At 68.0% G+C, this 18,032-nt stretch carries 15 protein-coding genes; 7 read left to right on the plus strand and 8 right to left on the minus strand.

What is annotated here, in order from left to right:
* Window positions 1-24: 24 nt before the first annotated feature.
* The gene (glgX, locus tag ACPCXD_RS14545; RefSeq protein WP_423660087.1) at window positions 25-2,331 is read left to right on the plus strand and encodes a glycogen debranching protein GlgX; all 2,307 of its coding nucleotides are present in this window, start codon (window positions 25-27) and stop codon (window positions 2,329-2,331) included.
* A complete protein-coding gene (treY, locus tag ACPCXD_RS14550) occupies window positions 2,328-4,721 on the plus strand; it encodes a malto-oligosyltrehalose synthase (RefSeq protein WP_423660089.1) in 2,394 nt (797 codons plus the stop codon). Before glgX ends, treY begins: the two co-directional genes overlap by 4 nt.
* Here the strand turns inward: treY and ACPCXD_RS14555 are convergent.
* Window positions 4,718-5,230 (minus strand): DUF2029 domain-containing protein, encoded by a 513-nt coding sequence (locus ACPCXD_RS14555; protein ID WP_423660091.1) that lies wholly within the window; start codon window positions 5,228-5,230, stop codon window positions 4,718-4,720. The genes treY and ACPCXD_RS14555 overlap by 4 nt on opposite strands.
* On the minus strand, window positions 5,227-5,448 hold the full coding sequence (locus tag ACPCXD_RS14560) for a helix-turn-helix transcriptional regulator (protein WP_120283190.1): 222 nt from the start codon (window positions 5,446-5,448) through the stop codon (window positions 5,227-5,229). Before ACPCXD_RS14560 ends, ACPCXD_RS14555 begins: the two co-directional genes overlap by 4 nt.
* A 368-nt stretch (window positions 5,449-5,816) precedes the next feature.
* On the opposite strand from ACPCXD_RS14560, the gene ACPCXD_RS14565 reads away from it, so the two are divergent.
* Entirely contained in the window at window positions 5,817-7,094 is a 1,278-nt protein-coding gene (locus ACPCXD_RS14565) for an amidohydrolase family protein (protein ID WP_229565035.1), read from the plus strand.
* Window positions 7,095-7,196: 102 nt separating this feature from the next.
* On the opposite strand, the gene ACPCXD_RS14570 is transcribed toward ACPCXD_RS14565, so the two are convergent.
* Window positions 7,197-7,682 carry a TIGR00725 family protein gene (locus ACPCXD_RS14570; RefSeq protein ID WP_060652834.1) on the minus strand — a complete coding sequence of 162 codons (486 nt, stop codon included), beginning with the start codon at window positions 7,680-7,682 and terminating at the stop codon, window positions 7,197-7,199.
* A 123-nt stretch (window positions 7,683-7,805) separates the two neighbouring features.
* Between ACPCXD_RS14570 and ACPCXD_RS14575 the strand changes: the two genes are divergently transcribed.
* Window positions 7,806-8,219, plus strand: a complete 414-nt coding sequence (locus ACPCXD_RS14575; protein WP_088898457.1) for a YchJ family protein — start codon at window positions 7,806-7,808, stop codon at window positions 8,217-8,219.
* A gap of 10 nt (window positions 8,220-8,229) precedes the next feature.
* Here the strand turns inward: ACPCXD_RS14575 and ACPCXD_RS14580 are convergent, their stop codons facing one another.
* Entirely contained in the window at window positions 8,230-8,901 is a 672-nt protein-coding gene (locus ACPCXD_RS14580; protein ID WP_423660094.1) for a TetR/AcrR family transcriptional regulator, read from the minus strand.
* A 110-nt stretch (window positions 8,902-9,011) separates the two neighbouring features.
* Here ACPCXD_RS14580 and treZ point away from each other — a divergent pair, with 110 nt between their 5' ends.
* A complete protein-coding gene (treZ, locus tag ACPCXD_RS14585; protein ID WP_160875780.1) occupies window positions 9,012-10,760 on the plus strand; it encodes a malto-oligosyltrehalose trehalohydrolase in 1,749 nt (582 codons plus the stop codon).
* Window positions 10,761-10,846: 86 nt separating this feature from the next.
* Window positions 10,847-11,125: a hypothetical protein gene (locus ACPCXD_RS14590; RefSeq protein WP_016695724.1), complete on the plus strand. Its 279-nt coding sequence runs from the start codon at window positions 10,847-10,849 to the stop codon at window positions 11,123-11,125.
* A gap of 9 nt (window positions 11,126-11,134) precedes the next feature.
* Here ACPCXD_RS14590 and ilvA read toward each other — a convergent pair whose 3' ends face one another.
* On the minus strand, window positions 11,135-12,454 hold the full coding sequence (gene ilvA, locus ACPCXD_RS14595) for a threonine ammonia-lyase IlvA (protein ID WP_016695725.1): 1,320 nt from the start codon (window positions 12,452-12,454) through the stop codon (window positions 11,135-11,137).
* A 124-nt stretch (window positions 12,455-12,578) separates the two neighbouring features.
* Window positions 12,579-13,022 (minus strand): nitroreductase family deazaflavin-dependent oxidoreductase, encoded by a 444-nt coding sequence (locus tag ACPCXD_RS14600; protein ID WP_016695726.1) that lies wholly within the window; start codon window positions 13,020-13,022, stop codon window positions 12,579-12,581.
* A 138-nt stretch (window positions 13,023-13,160) separates the two neighbouring features.
* On the opposite strand from ACPCXD_RS14600, the gene ACPCXD_RS14605 reads away from it, so the two are divergent.
* Window positions 13,161-13,388, plus strand: a complete 228-nt coding sequence (locus tag ACPCXD_RS14605; RefSeq protein WP_160875778.1) for a hypothetical protein — start codon at window positions 13,161-13,163, stop codon at window positions 13,386-13,388.
* A 66-nt stretch (window positions 13,389-13,454) separates the two neighbouring features.
* Here ACPCXD_RS14605 and dnaE read toward each other — a convergent pair whose 3' ends face one another.
* Both dnaE and rarD read right to left on the minus strand, forming a co-directional pair.
* Window positions 13,455-16,991 carry a DNA polymerase III subunit alpha gene (dnaE, locus tag ACPCXD_RS14610; protein ID WP_160875776.1) on the minus strand — a complete coding sequence of 1,179 codons (3,537 nt, stop codon included), beginning with the start codon at window positions 16,989-16,991 and terminating at the stop codon, window positions 13,455-13,457.
* Between the two features lie 38 nt (window positions 16,992-17,029).
* Window positions 17,030-17,929, minus strand: a complete 900-nt coding sequence (rarD, locus tag ACPCXD_RS14615) for an EamA family transporter RarD (protein ID WP_026061060.1) — start codon at window positions 17,927-17,929, stop codon at window positions 17,030-17,032.
* Between the last annotated feature and the right edge of the window lie 103 nt (window positions 17,930-18,032).

The raw sequence follows: 18,032 nt of genomic DNA on the forward strand, positions 1-18,032 counted from the left end.
GCCGGAAGACTACTGTTGGCGGGCATGGAGACCACCGAAGCGAGCGCCAGCGACGAGATGTCCGAGACCCTGGAAGTGTGGCCGGGATCCCCCTATCCCCTCGGCGCGACCTACGACGGGGCGGGCACGAACTTCGCACTGTTCTCCGAGATCGCCGAGAAGGTCGAGCTGTGCCTGATCTCCCGTGACGGGACCGAGACCCGCATCCCGCTCGAGGAGGTGGACGGTTACGTCTGGCACGCCTACCTTCCGACGGTCTCCCCCGGCCAGCGTTACGGCTACCGCGTGCACGGTCCGTTCGATCCGGAGAACGGTCACCGGTGCGATCCGAGCAAGCTGCTTCTCGACCCGTACGGGAAGGCGTTCGACGGGTCGTTCGACGGCGACCCGTCGCTGTTCTCGTACCCGCTGCCCGGCGCCGAGCCCGAGGCCGACAGCGGTGCGGACGAGAACACGGACGACACCGCAGACCCCGAGGACACCGACACCGAGGACGCCGACACCGGCGACGCCGCGTCCACCGACGATGCCGAGCCCGAGGCGATCGCGACGGGGCAGACCTCCGACGCCGCCGCGGAGCTGCCCGGCCTGGATTCGCTGGGCCACACCATGACGACCGTGGTGATCAACCCGTTCTTCGATTGGGCGATGGATCGTCATCCCCGCCGCCCCTACAACGAGACGGTCATCTACGAGGCCCACGTCAAGGGAATGACAGCCACGCATCCGGACGTCCCCGAACACATGCGGGGCACCTACGCCGGTCTCGCGCACCCGGCGATCATCGACCATCTCCTCGATCTCGGCGTCACCGCGATCGAGCTGATGCCCGTGCACCAGTTCATGCACGACCAGGTGCTGATCGACCAGGGACTGCGGAACTACTGGGGGTACAACACCTTCGGGTTCTTCGCGCCGCACGCCGAGTACTCGTCGTCGACCAAGCCGAGCGCCGTGGTCTCCGAGTTCAAGGCGATGGTGCGGGCCTTCCACGAGGCGGGCATCGAGGTGATCCTCGACGTGGTCTACAACCACACCGCCGAGGGGAACCATCTCGGTCCCACCATCTGCTTCCGCGGCATCGACAACGCCGCCTACTACCGCCTCGTCGACGACGACAAGGCCTACTACATGGACTACACGGGAACGGGCAACAGCCTCAACGCCCGTCACCCGCACACTCTGCAGTTGATCATGGACTCGCTGCGCTACTGGGTGACCGAGATGCACGTCGACGGCTTCCGGTTCGATCTCGCGTCGACCCTGGCGCGCGAGCTGCACGACGTCGACCGGCTGTCGGCCTTCTTCGATCTCGTCCAGCAGGATCCGGTGGTCTCGCAGGTCAAGCTCATCGCCGAGCCGTGGGACGTCGGTGAGGGCGGTTACCAGGTGGGCAACTTCCCCGGTCAGTGGACGGAGTGGAACGGCAAGTACCGCGACACGGTCCGCGACTACTGGCGCGGCGAGCCGGCCACCCTCGGCGAGTTCGCGTCGCGCCTGACCGGCTCGTCGGATCTGTACGAGGACACCGGCCGCCGTCCCGGCGCGTCGGTCAACTTCGTCACCGCCCACGATGGGTTCACCCTCGCGGACCTGGTGTCGTACAACGAGAAGCACAACGACGCCAACGGCGAGGACAATCGCGACGGCGAGTCGCACAACCGGTCGTGGAACTGCGGGGTGGAGGGCCCCACGGACGATCCCGAGGTCCTCGCGCTGCGCGGGCGCCAGCAGCGCAACATGCTCGCGACGCTGATCCTGTCGCAGGGCACGCCGATGCTCGCCCACGGCGACGAGTTCGGCCGCACCCAGCAGGGCAACAACAACGTGTACTGCCAGGACAACGAACTGTCGTGGGTGGACTGGTCGCTCGCCGAGTCCAACGCCGACCTGGTCGCGTTCACCCGCAACGTGATCGCGCTGCGCACCGACCATCCTGTCTTCCGGCGTCGCAGGTTCTTCGAGGGCCGGCCCATCCGCAGCGGCGATCAGTCCCGCGACATCGCGTGGCGCACACCGGCCGGCGACGAGATGATGCCCGAGGACTGGGACAGCGGTTTCGGCAAGTCGCTTGCGGTCTTCCTCAACGGCGAGGGGATCCCCGAACCCGATCAGCGGGGGCAGCGCGTCGTCGACGACTCGTTCCTGATGTGCTTCAACGCCCATCACGAGCCGATCGAGTTCGTCACCCCCGACGGCCCGCACGCCGAGGAGTGGACGGTCGCGCTCGACACCGACGTTCCCGACGGTCTGCGCGAGGAGGTCGTCGTCGCCGGTAAGCCGGTCCGGGTGCAGGCGCGCTCGGTGCTGGTGCTCCGGAAGACCCGGTGACGACCGGCGGTACGGAGTCGGCAGGTGTGAGCAACGCCGGCGCGGGGAATACTGCGCCGGTGTTGTCCACCTACCGACTCCAGATGCGCGGCGACGAGTGCACCTTCGCCGACGCCGTCGCCCTGCTCGACTATCTCGACGCCCTGGGTGTCTCGCACGTCTACCTCTCCCCCGTCCTCAGCGCGACGATCGGGTCCACCCACGGATACGACGTGGTCGATCCCGGCACGGTCTCCGAGTCGCTCGGAGGACGCGAGGGTCTGGAACGGTTGTCGCGGGAGGCACGCGCACGGGGTATGGGGCTGGTCGTCGACATCGTCCCCAACCATGTCGGGGTGGCCGACCCACGTCAGAACGCGTGGTGGTGGGACGTCCTGAAGCACGGCTCCGGGTCGCGCTACGCGTCGTTCTTCGATCTCGACCTCGCCGGCGACAACGGTGTGGACGGTCGGATCGCTCTGCCGGTGCTCGGATCGGACGACGCAGTGCAGGAGCTGACCGTCGACCGCTCCGGCGACGAGCCGATGCTCGCCTACTACGACAAGCGATTCCCGATCGCTCCCGGGACCGACGAGGGCACCGGTGAGGAGGTCCACGCGCGGCAGGCCTACCGGCTCGTGGCGTGGAACTCGGGGTTGATCGGATACCGCCGCTTCTTCAACGTCGACGATCTCGCCGCGGTGCGGGTGGAGGATCCCGCGGTGTTCGACGCGACGCACGAGCAGGTCGCGTCGTGGATCGCCGACGACCTGGTCGACGGGATCCGTGTCGACCATCCGGACGGTCTCGCCGATCCGTCCGGTTATCTCGCGCGTCTGCGCGAGGTGATCGGCCCCGAGCGGTGGCTCGTGATCGAGAAGATCCTCGGCGATGCCGAACCGCTGGATGCGACGCTGCCGGTGGACGGCACCACCGGCTACGACGCGCTCGGCGAACTCTCGACGGTGTTCGTCGATCCGGCCGGCGAGACGGAGCTGAACGCCCTGTCGCGCAGGTTCACCGGCGCCGAGGGCGACGCGCCGTGGCTGCACGCCCGCGAACACGACCTCAAACGATCGGTGCTCGGCAGCGGGCTCGCACCCGAGGTGCGCCGCCTCGTGCGGGCGATCCGACGCGAGACCGGCGACACCGGAAGCGACGACGCGGCGCTGCGCGAGGCCGTGATCGCCGTCGCCGCACAGCTTCCCGTCTACCGCGCCGACTACGCGCCGCTCGCGACCCTGGTGCCGCGCATCGTCGGCGACCTCGCGCGGACGCAACCCGCGCTCGATCCCGCGCTCGCGGTGTTCGCCCGGGCGATGGCCCTCGGTGGTGAGGCCGCGGCCCGCTTCGGCCAGGTGTGCGGTGCCGCGACGGCCAAGGCGGTCGAGGACTGCCTGTTCTATCGGGCGGCGCGGCTGATCTCGCTGCAGGAGGTGGGCGGGCAACCGGGCCGTTTCTCCGCCACCCCGGCCGAGTTCCACCTCGCGTGGACCCAGCGGGCACGGCAGTGGCCGCGAGCGATGACCACCCTGTCGACCCACGACACCAAACGCAGCGAGGACGTCCGCGCGCGGATCGGCGTGCTCTCACAGGTCGCCGACGAGTGGTCCCGCCGGCTCGGGACGTGGAACGACCGTGCGCCCGCACCGGATCCGGCGATCGGCCTGTTCCTGCGGCAGACCCTGTTCGGGGTCTGGCCGCTCGACGGAGTGGTGACCGCCGAACTGCGCGAACGGATGCACGCCTACGCGCAGAAGGCGCTGCGGGAGAACGGGACCCGCACCACGTGGACGGAGGTCGACGAGGAGTTCGAGACCGCCGTGGGCAGCTGGCTGGACGCGATCTTCGACGGGCCGGTCGCGGGCGAGCTCACCGCATTCGTCGCCGAGCTCGAACCGCACGTCGCGGCCGTCTCGTGCGGGCAGAAGCTGCTGCAACTGCTGGGGCCGGGTGTTCCCGACGTCTATCAGGGCACCGAGCTGTGGGACGACTCGCTCGTCGACCCGGACAATCGACGGCCGGTGGACTTCGACGCCCGGCGGCGACTGCTCGACGCCCCCGATTCGGCCCCGGCGAAGTTCACGATCGTGCGCACCGCGCTCCGGTTGCGCCGCGAACGACCGGCAAGCTTCGTCGGTGGCGCGTACGTTCCGGTCCTCGCCGCCGGCCCGGCCGCCGAGCACCTGCTCGCGTTCGGCCGCGGTCCGGCTCCGGACGACCTCGACGTCCTCGCGGTGGCCTCCCGCCGCACCGTGGCGCTGTCGCGCTCGGGCTGGAAGGACACGACCGTGGATCTGCCGGACGGCGACTGGTCGGACGCCCTGACCGGACGCTCTTTCACCGGTCGGGTCCGGGTCGCCGATCTGCTCGATTCCCAGCCGGTCGCAGCGCTCGTCCGCGCCCGTTAGTCCTCGAGCGCGTCGAGCGCTTCTTCCGCGTCGAGCCGGCGCTGGGTGCGTCGCCGACTCCAGGCGAGAACCAGTCCTGTGAGGACGATGACGACCGCCGCGCCGGCGACGCGCCCCGCCCAGGTCGCGGCGTCGTTCTCGAAAGGCCGTCTCTCGTAGCGCAAGCGGAGGAAGATGCCGGCGACGCCGACGAGATAGAGCGCGGCGGCGGCGGCACTGCGGGGTCGCCACAGTTTCGCGGTGGCGTACAGGTCGACGTCGCGTTGCCGCGCGTACAACTGGGTCACGATCGACACGACGAACCAGGCCACGAGGATGCCCAGTGCCGTCCACGCCCCGGGGCGGCCGGCGAGCCACGGGAGCAGTGCCGCCGCCACCAGCGCGATCCACAGGGACAACTGGAATCCCACCGCCGATGCTTCGTTCCAGACGTCTCGCTGACGTTCGTCGCGGTAGAACTCGTCGTCCAGATCGCCGATGAAGCGCGCGGTTTTCACGAAGACCGTCATGAGGGCTCCTTGGTGGTGAGCGGGAACAGTTCCTCGACCGTGCTGTCGAGTCTGAGGGCGAGACGCAGAGCGAGGTACACGCTGGGCGCGTAGTCACCCTTCTCCGTCGAGACGATGCTCTGTCTGCTGACGCCGACCGCGTCGCCGAGCGCGGCTTGGGTGAGTCCCGCTTTCTTGCGGAATTCGCGGACCCGGTTGCTCCTCGGTGTGTCGGTCACATCAGAAGTAAACTCTGCTTGTCATTTTATGTCAAGCATTCTTGTCATTTTCGATCGTCGAACCACCCCGGCACACCCGTCGAACTGGACATGCGATCACCCCTCGGCGCAGTCGATCACGAAATGGAGAATTACATTCTCTCAATCGAAGGTTCCGACACCGCTCCGGCCTTCGGCGAATCATGCAACAATACCGCGATTTCCGAGCGGGATCCGATCCCGACGAGGGGGTGGATTCGGGATCGTCACCTACGGAATCCATCCGATACGCAGCGATCCTTGATTTATGTTCTCGAATACGGAAATCTAGTTCTCATCGCGAGCGCCGACGCCGGCAGGACCTTTGCGCAGCCCAGGGAGAGGATTCGATGAAAACCGAAGACATGGTGATGATCAGCATCGACGACCACGTCGTCGAACCCGCGGACATCTTCGAGAAGCACTTCCCCAAGAGCCTGATGGACCAGGCTCCCAAACTCACCGCCCATCCCCGCAACCCCACTGTGCAGGCCTGGCAGTTCCAGGGCACCGTTGTCGGCAGTTCCGGCCTCAACGCGGTCGTCTCGTGGCCCAAGCACGAATGGGGCATGGACCCGACCGGCTACGCCGAGATGCGGCCGGGCGTCTACGACATGGACCTGCGGGTGCGCGACATGGACGCCAACGGCACCCTCGCCGCGACCCTGTTCGCCACCTTCCCCGGCTTCGCCGGCACCCACCTGGCGAGCCTGCCCGACAAGAAACTCTCCCTCGCCGCACTGAAAGCGTTCAACGACTGGGTCGTCGGCGAGGTCCCGGACGCCCACCCGGGGCGGTTCATCCCCATCGGCATCGTCCCGTTCTACGATGCCGATGAATCGGTGAAGGAGATCGAGCGCATCGCCGCCATGGGATGCCGGTCGATCAGCATCCCGGAGACGCCGTACGGCGTCGGTGAGGGTTATCCCGATTTCAAGTCCGGGCACTGGGATCCGATCTTCAAGGCGTGCGTCGAGCACGACATCGTGCTGTCCCTGCACATCGGCGGCGGCATCAACCTGGTCAAGCGCCCGGCCGGTTTCAACATCGACGACATGATGATCCTCACGCCGCTCATCTCCACCATTGCGGCGACCGACATCATGCTCAGCGGCGCCTTCCAGAAGTTCCCCGATCTGAAGGTCGCGATGAGCGAGGGCGGGGTCGGATGGGTCGCCCCGTGGCTCGACCGTCTCGACCGGCACATCGTCAACCAGTCCTGGACCGGCACCAGCTTCCTGCCGGCCGGGATGAGCCCGACGGACGTGTGGCGCAAGAACTTCCTCGCCTGCTACATCACCGAGCCGAGCGGGCTCAACAACCGTCACAGGCTCGGCGTCGACACCATCGCGTGGGAATGCGACTACCCGCACTCCGACTCGACGTGGCCGAACTCCCCCGAGATGCTCAAAGAGGAACTCGACGCGTGCGAGTGCACCGACGAGGAGATCGACAAGATCACCTTCGCGAACGCCGCGAAGTTCTTCGGCTGGGATCCGTTCGAGCACATCCCGCGCGAGGAGGCCACCGTCGGCGCCCTTCGCGCCCGCGCCACCGACGTCGACATCAGCGAGACATCCAAGGAGGAGTACCGCCGCCGTTACGAGCTCGCCAACTCCGGCTCGTAGGGCCTGCTCCACAAAAGCCCACAACAGACGATGCCCGCCGATCCGGATCGGCGGGCATCGTCGTGTCTGCTGGGTCCTGCCTACCGTCGTGTCACGGTCGGCTCATACCGGGTCCTTGCGCCACAGCAGTGCGTGCAGGCACTCGACGGCCTCGGCGGGCGATTCGACGTCGAGCACTCCCGCGGCGGGCATCCGCCAGCCTCCGATCGCGATGACCGGCACACCGATGCGGACGGCGAGCGCGATCTCGCTCATGGTGCCCCAGCTTCCACCCACCGCGATCAACGCGTCGCTGCTGCGCACGAGCAACGCGTTGCGCATCTCTCCGAGGCCCGTGGGAACGGCCACCGTCAGATAGGGATTGCCCTCGGCACGGTCGTCTCCGGGAAGCAGGCCGAGGGTCGTCCCACCGGCTTCCACAGCGCCACGGCAGGCTGCCGCCATCACCCCACCAAGACCGCCGGTGACCACGACGGCCCGGCGTCCGGCGAGGAGTCCCCCGACCTGGCGGGCGAGGCGTCGCTGTTCGGGCGTGGCTTCACCCGGCCCCACGACCCCGACATAGCGCTGCGCATTCATGTTCGGCATTCTGCATCATGGAGCGCTCCGGAGCGCGCGGTCCGAGAACATCATTCGCACTCGGTGATCGTCCGCTCCCACAGCCACCGCCCCGCGGTCGGCCGACCGAGCCCCTCGGGGGACACTGTGGCCATGAGCAGAGCCGACCGCAGCACCGACACCCGCCCGGACTCCCCGTGCCCGTGCGGTCGCGGCGTTCCCCTGTCCGAATGCTGCGGGCCGCTGCTGGCCGGTGCGAGCGCGCCCACCGCCGAACGGCTGATGCGTTCGCGGTACACGGCATTCGCGACGCGCGATGCGGCGCACCTGCTGCGCACCTGGCACCCGTCCACGCGTCCGCGCTCGATCGAGTTCGACCCCGATCAACGCTGGACCGGTCTCGAGGTGCTGCACACCACCGGAGGAGGATTCCTGCACACCACCGGCACGGTGGACTTCCGCGCACACTGGACAGCGGACGGGGTGCCCGACTCGATGCGCGAGCACAGCCGGTTCGTGCGGGAGGACGGCGAGTGGCTCTACCTCGACGACCGCGGCGACGACTGAACCGACTCCGTCACGGCGCCGTTCGTCGCAACAGCGTCGCGCGCAGCGTCCCCGAGAGCCACTGACGGTACTGGTCGACGTCCCATCCGCGATCCCGTCTCAGCAGCGCGTGCACCTGCGGGGAACTCAGGGTGAACAGGACATCGGCCGCGTGCTCGACGGTGACGTCCTCGCGCAGCCAGCCTGCGTGTTCGAGTCCTTCCGCGAGGGTGCGGGCGTTCTCGGCCGTCGCCTTCGCGTCGTCCGCGGCGAAACGACGCATGTCGGGATCGGCCCCTGATGATTCCACGGAGGTCATGAGCAACCCGCCCGCGCGTTCGAGCATCGCGGTGCCGTAGCGGACCACCTGCTCGACCACCAGATCGACGTGCGACACCGCGCCGCTGCCGTGGGACGGTTCCGGGTCCGCCGCCGCGGCCGCGCGCGGATCACCGCCGCCGGCCACCGCGTGATCGAGCGCCTCGCGGAAGATCTCCGCCTTGCCGCCGGGGAAGGCGGTGAACACCGTCCGCACCGCGACGCCCGCCTCGTCCGCGATGTTCTTGACGGTGGTGCTGACGTAGCCGTCGCGAACGAACAGCCGCGCCGCGGCGTCGCGGATCGTCTCGCGGGTTCGGCGGGCCGCTTCCTCCCGCAACGGTGAGGTGTACCGTCGGCGGGCTCGCTCGGGATTCGGGTTCACTCCCCCAGTATCGAGTGCACAGCAGCTGCAACAAAATTGACGCGCGGCAGGTGGGCCGCCGGTCGGCGCCATCCCCTGCACCGGCGCCGTCGACACGGCATGCTGGTCGAGTGCACACCTTCGAGGTCTGGGCTCCGATCCCGTCGTCCGTCCGGCTGTTCGCCGACGGACGGCTCCACGACATGCAACGCGACGGCGACGGTTGGTGGCGCACCACCGTCGAGGTCGCTCCCGACGCCCGATACGGTTTCGTGCTCGACGACGACACCGGGACGGTCCTTCCCGATCCCCGGTCGCCGCGCCAGCCGGAGGGCGTGCACGAGCCGTCGCAGCTGCACGTGCTCGACGAGTCGAAGTGGACCGACCACGGCTGGACCGGCCGGCAGCTGACGGGAAGCATCGTCTACGAGATGCACGTGGGGACCTTCACACCCGAGGGCACTCTGGACTCGGCGATCGAGCGTCTCGACGAACTCGTGGACCTCGGCGTCGAGTTCGTCGAACTCATGCCGCTCAACGCGTTCAACGGCACCCACGGATGGGGCTACGACGGCGTGCTCTGGTACGCGGTGCACGAACCCTACGGCGGCCCCGACTCCCTGCAGCGTTTCGTGGACGCCGCCCACGCGCGCGGCCTCGCAGTGGCGCTCGACGTCGTCTACAACCACCTCGGTCCGTCGGGGAACTATCTCGGGCGCTTCGGCCCCTATCTCTCCGCGGCGCCGGGCATCTGGGGCGACAACATCAACCTCGACCTCCCCGGATCCGGGGAGGTACGCCGGTACATCCTCGACAACGCGCTGCGCTGGTTCCGCGAGTTCCACATCGACGCGCTCAGGCTCGACGCCGTGCACGCGCTCATCGACCACACCGCCACCCACCTCCTCGAGGAGATGTCGGTCGAGACGTTCCGCTTGTCCGCCCATCTCGGTCGCCCCCTGTCGTTGATCGCCGAATCGGACCTCAACGATCCGAAGCTGATCACTCCCCGGCCCGGCGGTGGATACGGACTGCACGCACAGTGGGCCGACGACGTCCACCACGCGATCCACGCGGCGGTGTCCGGTGAACGGCAGGGCTACTACGGCGACTTCGGTTCCCTGGACTGCCTCGCGTACACGCTCGGGCACGGTTTCTTCCACGCCGGGACGTACTCGAGTTTCCGAGGCCGGGTCCACGGGCGCCCGCTCGACACCCGGCGCACACCGGCGAGCGGTCTGGTCGCCTACACCTGCACGCACGATCAGGTCGGCAACCGGGCGCTCGGCGACCGGCCGGGTGCCTATCTCGAACCCGGTCAGCTCGCACTCAAGGCCGCCCTCGTGCTCACCTCCCCGTTCACTCCGATGTTGTTCATGGGCGAGGAGTGGGGTGCGAGCACACCCTTCCGGTACTTCACGTCGCATCCCGAACCGGAACTCGCCGCCGCCGTCGTCGAGGGTCGCCGGCGCGAGTTCGCCGAACACGGCTGGGACGCGGCCGACGTACCCGACCCGCAGGCTCCGGAGACCTTCATCGGCTCGAAGCTCCGCTGGGACGAACGCGACGAGGACGGGCACGCCCGGTTGCTGGAGTGCTACCGCGCGCTCATCGCGCTCCGGCGGGACCGCGCCGAGCTCACCGATCCCTGGCTCGAGCACGTGCACGTGACGTACGACGAGGACGAGAAATGGCTCGTCGTGCACCGCGGTGCGCTGCGCGTGGCGTGCAATCTCGGACCCGACCCCGTCACCGTTCCGGTCGGCGGGAGGCCGCTGCTCTGGTGGGACGAACCGGTGGTCAACCGCACCGAGTCCGCAGTGCTGATCCCGGGCTGGTCCTTCGCGATCCTGGAGGCACCCGAAACGCCACGCCGATAACGTTCGTCAGGCGAAAAAGTCGTTGATTATGCCACGAGTGGGCGAGTACCGTCTCAAGTACCGTCGAATTCTCGAGGTGAATCACCATGAAACCCAAGAAGATTCTGGCGAGCGTATTCCTCAGCACCGCCCTCGTCCTCGCCCCTGCGGGGGTTGCCTCGGCGTCACCGGTGGTCGACACCTCCCCTGGCGTCGTCGCCGTCAACCACGACCACCGCGGCTACGACAAGCACCACGACAACGATCACTGGAAGGATCGCGACCACGGCAAGCACCACAACAGGGACTGGGACCGCCGTTGGGACAATCCGTGGCGTCCCGACTGCTTCTGGTTCGGCCCCTGGCTGGTGTGCTCACCCTGGTAGCGGCTCCGACTAGGTGAGATAACGGTAGGCCGGCGACCCCGGCTCGAGTCGCTGCGCGTCGATCGGCGACGCGTCCATGCGATTGAGAAGGGCCGAAAGGTCTTCCGCGGCACCCAGTTCGATACCGACGAGGGCAGCGCCGGTCTCCCGGTTGTTGCGCTTGACGTACTCGAACAGGGTGATGTCGTCGTCCGGTCCGAGGACTTCGTCCAGGAACCGGCGCAGTGCGCCGGGCTCCTGGGGGAAGTCCACGAGGAAATAGTGTTTGAGCCCGCGGTGGACGAGCGACCGCTCGATGATCTCGCCGTAGCGTGAGACGTCGTTGTTGCCGCCCGACACCAGGCACACCACGTTCGCTCCGGGCTGCACCGAGATCGACTCGAGGGCAGCGACGGACAGGGCGCCGGCGGGCTCGGCGATGATGCCCTCGTTCTGGTACAGATCGAGCATCGTGGTGCACAGCGCACCCTCGTCGATCTGGGTCATCCCGAACGGGGCCCGGCCGAGCCCCTCCCGGCGCAGCGTGGCCACGAGCGGCAGGCTCGAATGGGACACGACCTCGGCACCGAGTTCGGAGACGACGGCGTAGGGGACGTCACCGATCCGCTTGACCGCAGCACCGTCGACGAACGGCTCGACCTCCGGCAGCGTGACGGGACCGCCCGCGACCAGCGCGGCGGTCATCGACGCTGCGCCGGCCGGCTCGACGCCGACGATCGACGTACGTGGGGACCTCTCGCGCAGATAGGCGGCGACACCGGCGATGAGGCCGCCCCCTCCCACGGGGACGAGCACGACGTCGAGATCGCCGTCGAGCTGTTCGAGGACCTCGCGCGCGATGGTGCCCTGCCCGGCAGCGGTGCGGGCGTCGTCGAAGGGCGGGATCATCGTCGCCCCGGTGCGGATCGCATCGTCGGCTGCCGCTGCAGCCGCGGCGTCGAAGGTGTCGCCGACACCGATGAGTTCGACGCTGTCGCCGCCGTGGACACGGATCCGATCGCGCTTCTGCTTGGGCGTGCGGGTGGGCACGTAGATCCGGCCCTGGATTCCCATCACCCGGCACGCGTAGGCGACACCCTGCGCGTGATTACCGGCGCTGGCCGTGACGACGCCCGCGGCGCGCTCGGCCGCGTCGAGCTGCGCCATGGCGTTGTACGCCCCACGGAGCTTGAAGGACCGCACCCGGGTGAGGTCCTCACGCTTGAGGTAGACGTTTGCGCCCACGAGCGCCGAGAGTCGAGGGCTGCGCTCGAGCGGCGTGGGGGCGACCGCCTCCGAAATTCGCTCGGCAGCCGCATCGATGTCGGCCGCGCGGGGCACGGCGGTCACAAGCGTCGGTTCTGCTGTTCGCGAAGTGGAGGTCACCCGTCAATGCTGCCACTCCCCCGATTCGCCCACCACGGCGGGACCCGCATCGAGGGGTGGCAGCACAGTCCGTCCGATCGTGCCCGGTCTACGAGCCCTCGACCGGTTCGAGAACGAAGACGGGGATCTCGCGGTCGGTCTTCTCCTGGTACTCCGCGTAGGGCGGGAACGCCTCGACGGCACGTTCCCACCACTGCGCCTTCTCCTCGCCGTGGACCTCGCGGGCGGTCATGTCCCATACCTCGGTGTGGTCCCTCACCTCGACGTGCGGGTTCGCGACGATGTTGTGGTACCAGACGGGATGCTTCGGCGCCCCGCCGAGCGAGGCGACAGCGGCGTACCTGCCCTCGTGCTCGACCCGCATGAGGGGGATCTTGCGGAGCTTGCCGGACTTGGCGCCGACCGTGGTCAGGATGATGACCGGCCGCCCCTGGAGGGTCGTGCCGCGGGTTCCGCCCGACGACTCGTACTCCTCGACCTGCTTGGCGCTCCATTCGACGGGACTCGGTTCGTATTCTCCGTGCAGTGGCATACCGACCAGTCAACACACTTGTTGTGACAGTCGCCGCCCGATCGCCGAGTTCGGTGGCCCGAACTCTTCCCTGCGCCTATCCTGAAGAAAGAATTCCGCGCGGCCTACAGCCGCCCTGTCCACAGGAGGTGCACCGCGATGTCCGTGCTCGATACCCGGATACGCCGTGAGCGCACCGACGGTGTGGACATCGCCGGCACGATCTGGCCTTTGTACAAGCTCGAAGCACTCGCGGCCGGTCTCCTGACCCTGCTCGTGGTCCTCGTCGTCACCACCAGCGTCCAGAGCGCCGTCCTCGGTGCCGCTGCGGTCACCGTCGTCGTGTGGTGGGTCCGCAGGATCCAGCAGCACACACGGCGCGCGTAGGCGAACCGGCCGACCCCGGCTTCCCGCGCGGCGCTCACCGAAGGGCTCGCGCCGCGCGGCGGACCGCTAGGTGGCCAGGCAGCCCGGCCCGAGCAGGGCCTTGAGGTCGCCCATGAGCGCCGACGACGCTTCGACCCGCAGGCTGTCGTCGAGCTTGAGGACGGTGACCTTGCTGCCGGTGATGAGCCGCACGTGCACGTCGGACGAACCGGGATGGCGCGTGAGCACGTTCTTGAGGGCACCGACCTTGTCGGGGGTGCACAACCGGGTGGGCATCGACACCGAGACCGGCTTCGCGACCCCGATCTGCGACAGGTCGGGGACGGCGAGATCGTTGGCGATCAGGGAGATCCGGTCGTCGCGGATCGACACCCGGGCCTTGACCAGCACCACCGAGTCCTCCACGACGTCCATGCCGTAGACGGCGTAGGACTGCGGGAAGAACAGCACCTCGATGCCACCGGTGAGGTCCTCGAGCTGCGCGGACGCCCAGGCGAGACCGTTCTTGTTGATGCGCCGGTTCACCGAGGCGAGGATGCCGCCGACGGTGACCTGGCTGCCGTCCTTGAGCGCGCCTTCGAGGATCGCGGGGATCTGGGTGTCGGCCTGGGACGCGAGGACGTGCTCGACGCCGTTGAGCGGGTGCCCGGAGACGTACAGGCCGAGCATCTCCCGTTCGAGGGCGAGTCGGTGCTTGGTGTCCCATTCCTCCTCGGGGATGCGGACGTTGAACACCGCGGCGACGGATTCGTCGGCGTCGTCGCCGCCGAACAGGTCGAACTGGCCGATCGCCTCGGCCTTCTTCGTGCTCATCACCGCGTCGATCGCGTCGGCGTGGACGAGCATCAATCCCTTGCGCGGGTGCCCGAGCGAGTCGAATGCGCCTGCCTTGATGAGGGATTCGGTGACCTTCTTCGAACACGCGACGGTGTCGATCTTGTTGAGGTAGTCGGAGAAGTCGGTGTAGCGACCCTTCTCCTCGCGTCCCTTGATGATCGAGGCGACCACGTTCGTGCCGACGTTGCGGACGGCGCCGAGGCCGAACCGGATGTCCTCACCCACCGACATGAAGTTGGTGTGCGACTCGTTGACGTCCGGCGGCAGCACCGTGATGCCCATCTTGCGGCAGTCGGACAGGTAGACCGCGGCCTTGTCCTTGTCGTCGCCGACAGAGGTGAGCAGACCGGCCATGTACTCGGCCGGGTAGTTCGCCTTGAGGTAGGCGGTCCAGAACGAGACGAGACCGTAGCCGGCGGCGTGCGACTTGTTGAACGCGTAACCGGCGAAGGGAAGAACGGTGTCCCACAGCGCGGTGATCGCCGCCTGCGAGAAGCCGTTGTCCTTCATGCCCTGCGCGAAGCCGTCGTAGGCCTCGTCGAGGATCTCCTTCTTCTTCTTACCCATCGCGCGACGCAGCAGGTCTGCCTGTCCGAGCGAGTAACCGGCCACCTTCTGAGCGATCTGCATGATCTGCTCCTGGTAGACGATCAGGCCGTAGGTGTCGGCGAGGATCTCCTTGAGCGGTTCCTCGAGCTCGGGGTGGATCGGCTTGACCTCTTGCCGCCCGTTCTTGCGGTCGGCGTAGTCGTTGTGCGCGTTCATGCCCATCGGGCCGGGGCGGTACAGCGCGAGCACGGCGACGATGTCCTCGAAGCCGGTGGGCTGCATGCGGCGCAGCAGGTCGCGCATGGCGCTGCCGTCGAGCTGGAACACGCCGAGCGTGTCACCGCGCGCGAGCAGTTCGTAGGTCGCCGGATCCTCCAGCGGGAGGGTGTCGAGGTCGAGATCGATCCCGCGGTTGACCTTGATGTTCTCGATCGCGTCGCCGATGACGGTGAGGTTGCGCAGACCGAGGAAGTCCATCTTCAGCAGGCCGATGGCCTCGCAGGACGGATAGTCCCAGCCGGTGATGATCGCGCCGTCCTGCGCGCGCTTCCACAGCGGGATCGCGTCCATGAGCGGCTCGGACGACATGATCACCGCGCAGGCGTGGACGCCGGCGTTGCGAATCAGGCCCTCGAGTCCGAGGGCGGTGTCGTAGATCTTCTTGATGTCCGGATTGGACTCGATCAGCTGGCGGACCTCCGCGGCTTCCTTGTAGCGCTCGTGGCTCGGGTCGGTGATACCCGAGACCGGGATGTCCTTCGCCATGATCGGCGGCGGCAGGGCCTTGGTGATCTGGTCGGCGATCGCGAATCCGGGCTGGCCGAACTGCACTCGCGCGGAGTCCTTGATCGCGGCCTTCGTCTTGATGGTGCCGAACGTGATGACCTGGGCGACCTTGTCGTTGCCCCACCGCTCGGTGGCGTAGCGCACCATCTCACCGCGGCGGCGATCGTCGAAGTCGATATCGATATCGGGCATCGACACGCGCTCGGGGTTGAGGAACCGCTCGAACAGCAGACCGTGCGGGATCGGGTCGATGTTGGTGATGCCCATCGCGTAGGCGACGAGCGAACCGGCGGCCGAACCACGGCCGGGGCCGACGCGGATTCCGACCTCGCGGGCGTGGTTGATGAGGTCGCCGACGACGAGGAAGTAGGCGGGGAAGCCCATCTGGTTGATGACGCTGATCTCGTACTCGGCGCGCTCGACGTACTCGCGGGGCGGGCCGGCGGGGAAGCGCCGGTCGAGGCCGCGCATGACCTCCTTGTGCAGCCAGCTCGCCTGCGTCTCCCCTTCCGGCACCGGGAAGACCGGCATGCGGTCGCGGTGGGTCCACACGTCCTCGTAGGACTGCACGCGCTCGGCGATGAGCAGCGTGTTGTCGCACGCACCCGGCACCTCGCGGTCCCACTGCTCGCGCATCTCCTGCGCCGACTTGAGGTAGTAGCCGTCGCCGTCGAACTTGAAGCGGGTGGGGTCGGAGAGGGTCTTACCGGTCTGGATGCACAGCAGCGCCTCGTGGTTCGCGGCCGCATCCTTGGTGACGTAGTGGCAGTCGTTGGTCACCAGCGGCGGGATGTCGAGCTTGCGGCCGATCTCGATCAGGCCCTCACGCACCCGGCGCTCGATGGACAGGCCGTGGTCCATCAGCTCGAGGAAGAAGTTGTCCTTGCCCCAGATCTCCTGCCACTTCGCGGCGGCCTCGAGCGCTTCGCGTTCGTGGCCGAGGCGCAGGCGCGTCTGGATCTCGCCCGACGGGCAGCCGGTCGTGGCGATGATGCCCTCGTGGTGGTGGGCGATGAGCTCTTCGTCCATACGGGCCCACTTGCCGAGCTGACCCTCGATCGACGCGAGCGAGGACAGCTTGAACAGGTTCCGCAGACCCGTCGAGTTCTCGGCGACCATCGTCATGTGGGTGTAGGCACCCGAGCCGGAGACGTCGTCGGACTTCTGGCCGGGATCGCCCCACTGCACACGCTTGGTGGAGAAGCGCGACTCCGGCGCGACGTACGCCTCGATACCGATGATCGGCTTGATGCCGAACTTCTTGGCGACGTTGTAGAACTCGCTGGCGCCGTACATGTTTCCGTGGTCGGTCATGCCCACGGCCGGCATCCCCAGCCGTTCGGCCTCCTTGAACAACGGTCCGACCTTCGCGGCACCGTCGAGCATCGAGTACTCGGTGTGGGTGTGCAGATGAACGAACGAGTCAGCCACGCGTGCCTCTCCCGGGATGTCTGTGGGCAGAGACGAGTCTAAGCCGCGCGAGGCTCCGCGGTGACCACGGCACGCTGACGACGGGCCCGCACGAGCGCGTCCGTGCTGTAGACCGCCAGTGCGATCCAGATCAGGACGAAACCGATCCACCGCGAGGCGGGCATGTCCTCTCCGAGCACCACCACACCCCACGTCATCTGCAGGCTCGGCGTGAGGTACTGCAGCATGCCGAGTGTCGCGAGCGGGACCCGCTGTGCGGCCGCGCCGAAGAGCAGCAGCGGTACGGCGGTCACCAGGCCCGCCGACACGAGCAGGGCGGTGTGATCGATGCCGTGCCCGAGGAAGGTGCCGGTGCCGGTCACCGCGAGGAAGATCACGTACCCGAGCGCGAACGGGGCCGCGACGATCCCCTCCCCTGTGAGGGAGGTGCGCGGATCGAGCGGCACGATCTTCTTGATCACCCCGTAGGACGCGAACGACAGCGCCAGGGTCAGGGCGATGATCGGCGGTCGGCCGTAGTCGACGGTGATGACCACCACCGCGCACACCGCGAGCACCAGCGCCGCGATCTGCGCCGGCCGCAGTCGTTCCCGGAAGAACAGGACACCGAACACCACGCTGACGAGCGGGTTGATGAAGTAGCCGAGCGCGGTCTCCACGACCCGGCCCGAGACGACGCCGTAGATGTAGACGCCCCAGTTGACCGCGATCGCGGTGGACGCCGCGGCGACCAGGCCCCAGGTGCGGGCGGACAGGCCGCGCAGGGTGCCCAGGCGTCCCATGACGCCGAGCACGATCAGCATGAGCACGAGGGTCCACAGCACGCGGTGCGCGAGGATCTCGACGGCGCCGGCGGGTTCGAGCAGACCGAAGTAGGCGGGGAACAGTCCCCACAATCCGTAGGCGCCCAGACCGCACAGCACCCCCGTGCGCACGATGTTCCGCTGCCCCGAGTCGTTCCGTTCCCCCGAGTCGCCCTGTTGCCCCGAGTCGCTCACCGGCTCACCCTACGGCGCCGCCGTTGCGCTGTCGTTTCGAGAC

Origin of the sequence: Rhodococcus sp. AB351, assembly GCF_049538275.1 — a bacterium.
Classification (GTDB): Bacteria; Actinomycetota; Actinomycetes; order Mycobacteriales; family Mycobacteriaceae; genus Rhodococcus.

Excerpts from the sequence above, each read along its gene's own strand:
- glgX (WP_423660087.1), top strand. The coding sequence starts at position 25 with ATGGAGACCACCGAAGCGAGCGCCAGCGACGAGATGTCCGAGACCCTG.
- ACPCXD_RS14575 (WP_088898457.1), top strand. The coding sequence starts at position 7,806 with ATGAGCAGAGCCGACCGCAGCACCGACACCCGCCCGGACTCCCCGTGC.
- ACPCXD_RS14600 (WP_016695726.1), bottom strand. The coding sequence starts at position 13,022 with ATGCCACTGCACGGAGAATACGAACCGAGTCCCGTCGAATGGAGCGCC.
- ACPCXD_RS14555 (WP_423660091.1), bottom strand. The coding sequence starts at position 5,230 with ATGACGGTCTTCGTGAAAACCGCGCGCTTCATCGGCGATCTGGACGAC.
- ACPCXD_RS14570 (WP_060652834.1), bottom strand. The coding sequence starts at position 7,682 with ATGCCGAACATGAATGCGCAGCGCTATGTCGGGGTCGTGGGGCCGGGT.
- ACPCXD_RS14590 (WP_016695724.1), top strand. The coding sequence starts at position 10,847 with ATGAAACCCAAGAAGATTCTGGCGAGCGTATTCCTCAGCACCGCCCTC.
- ACPCXD_RS14605 (WP_160875778.1), top strand. The coding sequence starts at position 13,161 with ATGTCCGTGCTCGATACCCGGATACGCCGTGAGCGCACCGACGGTGTG.
- ACPCXD_RS14565 (WP_229565035.1), top strand. The coding sequence starts at position 5,817 with ATGAAAACCGAAGACATGGTGATGATCAGCATCGACGACCACGTCGTC.